At 50.9% G+C, this 7,016-nt stretch carries 8 protein-coding genes; 6 read left to right on the plus strand and 2 right to left on the minus strand.

The genetic code is table 11. The features are described 5' to 3' along the window. Positions 1-126: 126 nt before the first annotated feature. Positions 127-504 carry a hypothetical protein gene (locus tag AT710_08665; protein KUO90598.1) on the minus strand — a complete coding sequence of 126 codons (378 nt, stop codon included), beginning with the start codon at positions 502-504 and terminating at the stop codon, positions 127-129. 30 nt (positions 505-534) lie between these two features. Continuing rightward, positions 535-1,494, minus strand: a complete 960-nt coding sequence (locus AT710_08670) for a UDP-glucose 4-epimerase (GenBank protein KUO90599.1) — start codon at positions 1,492-1,494, stop codon at positions 535-537. 107 nt (positions 1,495-1,601) lie between these two features. Here AT710_08670 and AT710_08675 point away from each other — a divergent pair, with 107 nt between their 5' ends. From AT710_08675 to AT710_08700, 6 genes are all read left to right on the plus strand, one after another. Then, positions 1,602-1,802: a hypothetical protein gene (locus AT710_08675; protein KUO90600.1), complete on the plus strand. Its 201-nt coding sequence runs from the start codon at positions 1,602-1,604 to the stop codon at positions 1,800-1,802. A gap of 324 nt (positions 1,803-2,126) precedes the next feature. Further along, positions 2,127-2,903 (plus strand): hypothetical protein, encoded by a 777-nt coding sequence (locus tag AT710_08680; GenBank protein KUO90601.1) that lies wholly within the window; start codon positions 2,127-2,129, stop codon positions 2,901-2,903. Between the two features lie 5 nt (positions 2,904-2,908). Next, complete coding sequence (locus AT710_08685) at positions 2,909-3,364, plus strand: adenylylsulfate reductase (GenBank protein KUO90602.1); 456 nt, start codon at positions 2,909-2,911, stop codon at positions 3,362-3,364. Next, a complete protein-coding gene (locus AT710_08690) occupies positions 3,354-5,219 on the plus strand; it encodes an adenylylsulfate reductase subunit alpha (GenBank protein KUO90603.1) in 1,866 nt (621 codons plus the stop codon). Before AT710_08685 ends, AT710_08690 begins: the two co-directional genes overlap by 11 nt. A 5-nt stretch (positions 5,220-5,224) precedes the next feature. Then, positions 5,225-6,595 carry a sulfate adenylyltransferase gene (locus AT710_08695; protein KUO90605.1) on the plus strand — a complete coding sequence of 457 codons (1,371 nt, stop codon included), beginning with the start codon at positions 5,225-5,227 and terminating at the stop codon, positions 6,593-6,595. Beyond that, positions 6,592-6,942: a hypothetical protein gene (locus AT710_08700; GenBank protein ID KUO90604.1), complete on the plus strand. Its 351-nt coding sequence runs from the start codon at positions 6,592-6,594 to the stop codon at positions 6,940-6,942. The genes AT710_08695 and AT710_08700 overlap by 4 nt, the downstream gene beginning before the upstream one ends. Positions 6,943-7,016: the final 74 nt, after the last annotated feature.

Consider the following 7,016-nt stretch of genomic DNA (forward strand, 5'->3'; position numbering starts at 1 on the left):
TTCGCCGTGAAGCCGGACTGCGGTTTTGGGTCCCTTAGGACGGAGTCGGGGGATATCGAGGAGGCGTATAAGGTATCGCTGGAGAAGCTTAAGGCATTGAGAACGGCGGCGAACCTAATTAATGAACTAGTACCTCAGCACTAATATGCTTGACTCGGTGTATGCCAGGGCGCTGAGTATTGGTCCAGCCGACTCAAGCGCCTCGGCGCCGGTCCTGCCCTCGAGGGGAAGCACCAATAAGTCGGGGGCCTTGTTCCTAATGAACTCCAGCAAGTCGCTGGGCTTCTCCACGGTGTAAGTTATGCCTGCCCCACTCATGGATTCCTTGACGAGGGATAGGAATTCATCGTCGCTGCCTTGATATATCACTGTTATTCGCGATCCGTATCTCTGGGCGAAGTCCTTTAGGACAGGGAGAGCCCTCAGCGATGCCCTTGATCCATCGAGCACTGCAGCCACGTGCCTAAGGCTGAACGATAATTCATAGCTCGGCTCATCAACCATGAAGGAGCCATGAGGGCCTCATTATTAAAGTTAACTGGCTTGGGGATTCACGCCGAGCTCCGATCTAAGTGCTCTAATGGTTAATTCAAGTGACTCCACGCTATTGTGGCGGGGCTTGAAGCCGATTGACTTCAACTTATCAATGCTTAGCGCTATCTTCTTCACGTCGCCTGGCCACCCAACGCCATGCATAACCGGTTTATAGGTGAGCCCAACGCCGGTTAAGCCCAGTTCCTTAATTATTAGCCTCGCTATGTCATTAACGGTGACCCAGTCCTCGGAGCCCACGTTGAATGCTTCGAAGCTTGATTTACTGCGTTGCCAGGCTAGAATGGTTGCCTCCACCGCGTCCTCAACGTAAATATAGCTCCTGACCTGTGTTCCATCCCCCAGGATCTCCAGTTGCCTCGGGTTTTTGGCTAGCTTCAGCATGAGGTCCGGCACAACTCCATGCCTTAACCTGGGGCCAGCAACGTTCGCGTACCGCATGGCCACTGCCCTAATCCCATACAGCTTTGAATAGGCGTGAATCAAGTTCTCCCCAGATGCCTTGCTTGCGCCGTAAACGGAGACGGGCCTAATGGGTGCATTCTCGGGCACAGGTATTTCAGGGGGCTCGCCATAAACGCTGCTNCTCGATGCAAATACCAATTCACCAACGTCGCTGATCCTCATGGCTTCAAGCAGGTTAAACGTGGCCACCACATTCTCCCGGAAATGAATGTCGGGATTAGTGGTGCTGACCCTAACCTCCGGATTAGCCGCGAAGTGAAGCACTGCGGTGGCGCCCCTTAATTCCCGCGATAAATCCCCATCCTTTAGATCCAGCCTTGATATGGTTACTCTGGGGTTCCCCAAGTGATGTGATAGGTTCTCCATTCTACCGCTACTGAAGTTATCAATCACCTTAATGGAGAACCCCATCCTAACCAATGCATCCACGGCATGGGAACCAATGAACCCCGCTCCCCCAGTGACTATTATAGACATGAAAAAGATAAGCATGGCCCCATATTTAAGCTGTATCCAATGAACATAGCGAGAAATTAATGAATGAAACGAACTAAAGATAAAACCACGCCCTTTCTAAGGGTGGGATGCCTCCCCCTTATATAACATTAAATAGAGATACCATTAAGCGTTTTGAGAAGGTGGGGGAGGAATTAGGGATTAAAGTCGTTAGGGTTTTGAGGCTTGGGCTTCTAAGACTTGTTCCCTGTGTGGGGAGGTCCACGAGGATAGGCGCGTTNAGCGTGGCTTGTTTAAGTGCCCCGCATGGGGAGGACCATAAATGCTGATCCAAATGGCTCAGTAAACATCATACATATCCCCGAGTCCCGAGGAACTGGGAGAAGGGAGCTTTCCGTGAGGGATAGGGGTAATGGGTTGAGGGCCCAGCCCATGATCCACCGCTGGACGAATGGAGCGGGGTGAACCCCACCAGCAATGAAGTGATGAGGGGGGCGGTAAACCATGAATCCATTATCGGCCCTAATGGAGCCCCTAAAGGGCGGGGAGGAGGTCAGTTGTTTTTATAATTGTAAGACGTTATTTCGATTATTGCGTTTGATGATCCTCAAGACTTAGCTACTCCCCTGATTTAAGCTGTAAGCGGTGAAGACATGCAACTTGAATTACCCATCCCACATGCATGGGTGGATTACGGAGCCATAATGCTGCTGCTTGCAATGGTTATAGGCTTCGCCGTGGAGATACGTCGCGGNGCCATTAGGAAGTACGATATTTATCCAGCAATTGGCCCGATCACTAGGGAGGGAACAGGCTCAGCATTCATTAAGGCCGCGCTTGAGGCACTCTTCCTGGATGTCTTGGCGGCGGCGCCCCTCTCGGATTGCCACCAAGGCGCTTACTATGAACGCAGAACCAGGGTGAAGAGGGGTGCTCACCTATTAATATTCTATGGATTCCTATTCCTGCTGGCGGCCACGATAATTGGATTCGCAACTGATAAGTGGGTAACCAGCACCGAATTCATTCCGGCCTACTACCTTGGACCATGGGGCTTCACATTGATGGCAGGCATTGGCATGTTGGGGGGAATCCTTTGCTTAATTGGGATAGGCATCTATGTACCGACTAGGTACAGGGGGGATAAGCCGGCGACTCGCTTAACCAGCGCTGACTGGTTCCTAGCAATGCTGACGCTCACGGTGATTACAGGCTTCATCCTAGAAGCAGCTGAGATACTGTGGCAGCAAGCATTGGCAGTGGCGTTCTGGATTCACATGATCTTCGTGGCAAGCCTCTTCGTTACAATGCCTTTCACCAAGTTCTCCCACGCCTTGTATCAACCCATTTGGGCCATATATGAGAGAATGGGGAGAAGAAGCGGTAAGGAGCCCCGCCTCCCCATTCCTAAGGCGAGGGCGGAGAGGTGATCCAGGTGCCGACGCTCGTATACTCATCTAGGTGCGTTGGATGCGGTGATTGCGTCGATATATGTCCAAGCGACATAATGCATTTCGATCCCAAGACCAGGAAGGCGTATAATGCGGAGCCAGACATGTGCTGGGAGTGCTTTAACTGTGTTAAGGTATGCCATAGATACGCCATGGATGTGAGGGGCTATGCGGACTTCGTTCCAATGGGGCACAGCATATCAGTGCTGCGCGATGAGAAGGAGAACAAGGTTTACTGGAAGATTAAGTATAGGAATGGCACAGTTAAGGAATTCGTTTTCCCGATACGGACCACTCCATGGGGATCCATAAAGCCTCCGCAAGCATACGCTGAACCCGCTAGGGGCAAATTAATGGATGAGTACTTATCGGCCGAGCCAGATAAACTCTACGTTCCTGAATTACCGAAACCAAGGGAGGCGGTGATCCATGAGAACTAGGCAAATAGATACCGATATATTAATAATAGGAGGCGGAATGGCTGGGACAGGGGCGGCTTGGGAGGCAAGGTACTGGTGCCGCAACTGCAGCATACTGATAGTGGAGAAGGCCAACATAAATAGGAGCGGAGCTGTCGCAATGGGTCTCTCCGCGATTAATACTTACCTCGGCATGAAGTGCAAGGAAAACACTCCGGAGGACTTCGTCAAGTACGTTAAGACGGACCTAATGGGAATAGTGAGGGATGACTTGGTCTACGACGTGGCGCGGCACGTGGATTCCACTGTTCACCTCTTTGATGAGTGGGGCTTACCCATATGGAGGAACGACAAGACGGGATGCTACGTGCGGGAGGGGAAGTGGCAGGTAATGATTAATGGGGAGTCCTATAAGGCCATAGTCGCCGAGGCCGCTCAAAAGGCTGCCACCGAAGTCATCAATAGAGTAATGGTGACCCACCTATTGATGGATGCCAATAATGGTAACAGGGTGGCTGGAGCCATTGGATTCAATGTCAGAGATGGAACCTTCTACATATTTAGATCAAAGGCAGTAATAGTTGCTGCGGGTGGGGGGTCCCACATATATAGGCCAAGATCAACTGATGAGGGAAGGGGAAGAACATGGTACCCGCCCTGGGCGAGCGGGAGCGCCTATGGATTATTGATTGAGGCCGGCGCCGTCATGACCATGATGGAGGCTAGGTTCAGCGTGCCTCGATACAAGGATGGCTACGGCCCCGTAGGGGCTTGGCAACTCCTCCTAAAGGCTAAGCAAACCAATGCATTGGGGCAAGACTCGTTTGAGCTGCATAAGGACGAGATACGGCGGCTCTATAATGGGAAGGGAAACTACGCCGATGCAGTGCCCACCCCAACTAACCTAAGGGTCCTCGCTAGCCTAATGGAGTTGAAGGCGGGGAGAGGTCCAATATATATGCATACCGAGAAAGTGCTGACTCCTGATAATGAGGAGGTGGGGTGGGAGGATTTCCTGGACATGACTATAAGCCAGGCACTTGTGTGGGCTGGGCAAAACATAGATCCAATGAAGCAGCCATCCGAGATCCTTCCATCCGAGCCATACGCAATGGGATCCCACGCCACGGAGAACGGCGCATGGGCGAGCGGGCCAAGCGATATAGCTCCCCAGAAAATAGATGGACCGGATGATCGAGGGCATCAATATAATTGGGGCTATAATAGGATGACGACCATTGATGGGCTCTTCGTGGCTGGAGACGCGTGTGGAGCTTCCCCGCATAAATTCTCGTCCGGCTCATTCACGGAGGGCAGGATAGCCGCGAAGGCAGCCGTCAAGTATATTCTGGACCATAGTGATTATAGGCCCTCCATAGATAAGGATCACGTAAGTAACTTGCGGGATAGAANCTATGAGCCACTCCATAGATTCCAGGAGGGGAGAAGCATGATAACGGCCGGCACCGTTGCGCCCAACATGATGTGGTACAGGCATGGGTTGAGCAGGCTCCAGAAATTAATGGATGAATACGCGGCCGGCTGGGGTTCCTGGTACACCACTAATGAGGAATTACTGAATAGGGGATTACAGTTGCTCCTGTACCTAAAGGAGGACTTTAATCAGTATGCCGTTGCCGAGGATTATCATCAATTGCTGAGGACATGGGAGCTTTGGCACAGGATACTCACAGCCGAAGCCATTATACGACACATGCTTTACAGGAAGGAAACTAGGTGGCCTGGATACTACACTAGATCGGATTACCCGGCCATTGATGATGATCATTGGAGGGNATTCGTGAATTCCCGCTACAATGCCAAGACCGGGGAATGGTCCCTCTGGACAGTCCCCGTCATAGACATAGTGAGGTGAGGAGCATGAGTCTGAAATTAAGTGCTCCGCCTCCTCATGGCGGCAAATTAATCGATGCAGTTGTCGATAGGGAGGAGGGCGCAAAGATGGCTGCCGGCTGCCCCTCATACGACATAAGGCCAACGATTGACCGTAGAACTGGGGTACCAATACGTAACGCGTATAGGGAGGTTATGTCAATAGCCTATGGCTTCTTTAGCCCGCTTGATGGATTCATGACTAGAAACGAGGCTGAAAGCGTGTTGAGGGAACGGAGATTGCTCAGCGGATGGATATTCCCATTCCCGATAATATTCGATATAGATCCACATGATCTAAATAGGTTGGGGGTGAAGGAGGGCGATAGGCTCCTCCTCAACCTGAAGGGGAGGCCCTTTGCCGTGATTGATATAGAGGAGGTCTGGACCTTTGATCCCAAGGATCTAGCCAATAGGACCTTTGGGACGCCGGATAAGAATCCCGAGGTAGTTAAGAAGCAATTCGATGAGAAACACCCNGGTTGGAGCATTTATGCCAACATGACTGGAACCGCTATAGGGGGTAAGGTGCATATAATAAATGAACCGCGGCTACGCTCACCGTACGATAGGTTCTGGTACCCGCCAAACAGGTCTAGGCAGGAATTCATAAAGAGGGGATGGAGAACGGTGATCGCTCACCAGACGAGGAACGTGCCTCACACTGGGCATGAGCACTTGATGAAGGAGGCAGCATTCCTGGGCGATATTGAGCCATGCAACGGGATACTGGTTAATGCCATAATAGGGGCAAAGAGACTGGGGGACTTCGTGGATGAGGCAATACTTGAGGGGCATGAAGCGGTCAATAAGTTCGGCTACATAAAGCCAACGAGGCACTTAGTAACGATGACTCTCTGGGACATGAGGTATGGGAACCCCCTTGAATCGCTTCTTCACGGAATAATTAGGCAAAACATGGGCTGCACGCATCACATGTTTGGGAGGGATCATGCTGCTGTGGGGGATTACTATGATCCATACGCTACGCAGTTGCTGTGGAGCAGGGGAATACCGAGTTATGGGCTTCCCGCTCCGCCCTATGATTTGGATAAGGGGCTTAAGATTCGGCCAGTTAATATTCAAGAGTTCTGGTACTGTCCGGTCTGCGGTGAAATAGCCTACAGCGAGTCCTGTGGGCATAGGGATAAGGCGGAGAGGTTCAGCGGTAGCTTCGTGCGTGGATTAATAGCGGAGGGCATTGAGCCCCCCACCATAATATTTAGGCCGGAGGTCTATGAAGTGATAGTTAAGTGGTGGCGTCAATTTAATTACCCATTTGTCAATAAAAGATATCTAGAGCTGAAAGAAAATGAACTAGAGGTGGATCTAGAGCCCATGGAGGTGAGCAACAAATGACGTACAAAATAGCCGTGGTGCTGGATAAGTCAAGAATGAATAGAATAAGGGGAACCAACCTAGAGAATAAGGTGAAGGACCTATACGGCGGCTACCTAAAAGTGATAGAGGTGGAGGTACCAGATGAATTAGCCAAGAGAATACTAGGGGAATTCCCAAGAGCCAGAATAGATGCGCGCGGATTCATAGAGGAAGTACCAATAGCGTTCAAGAAGGAATTATTCGAATCAATAATAAGAAGCGGAACCGGAACCCAAGCAATAGAGGAAGTGCTAAAACCCAACGTGCTCACCAGGATAAAGGAGCAGGCCAGCAAGGAGGATGAGTACCTGCCTCCGCCCAAATAACGAGAAAGAAATTATCCTCCCACCCCTTCAGAATCTTTATAAGTGGAATCACCCATACTCAAGTAATGAGCACT

The sequence above is a fragment of the Thermocladium sp. ECH_B genome, from assembly GCA_001516585.1.
GTDB lineage: Archaea > Thermoproteota > Thermoprotei > Thermoproteales > Thermocladiaceae > Thermocladium.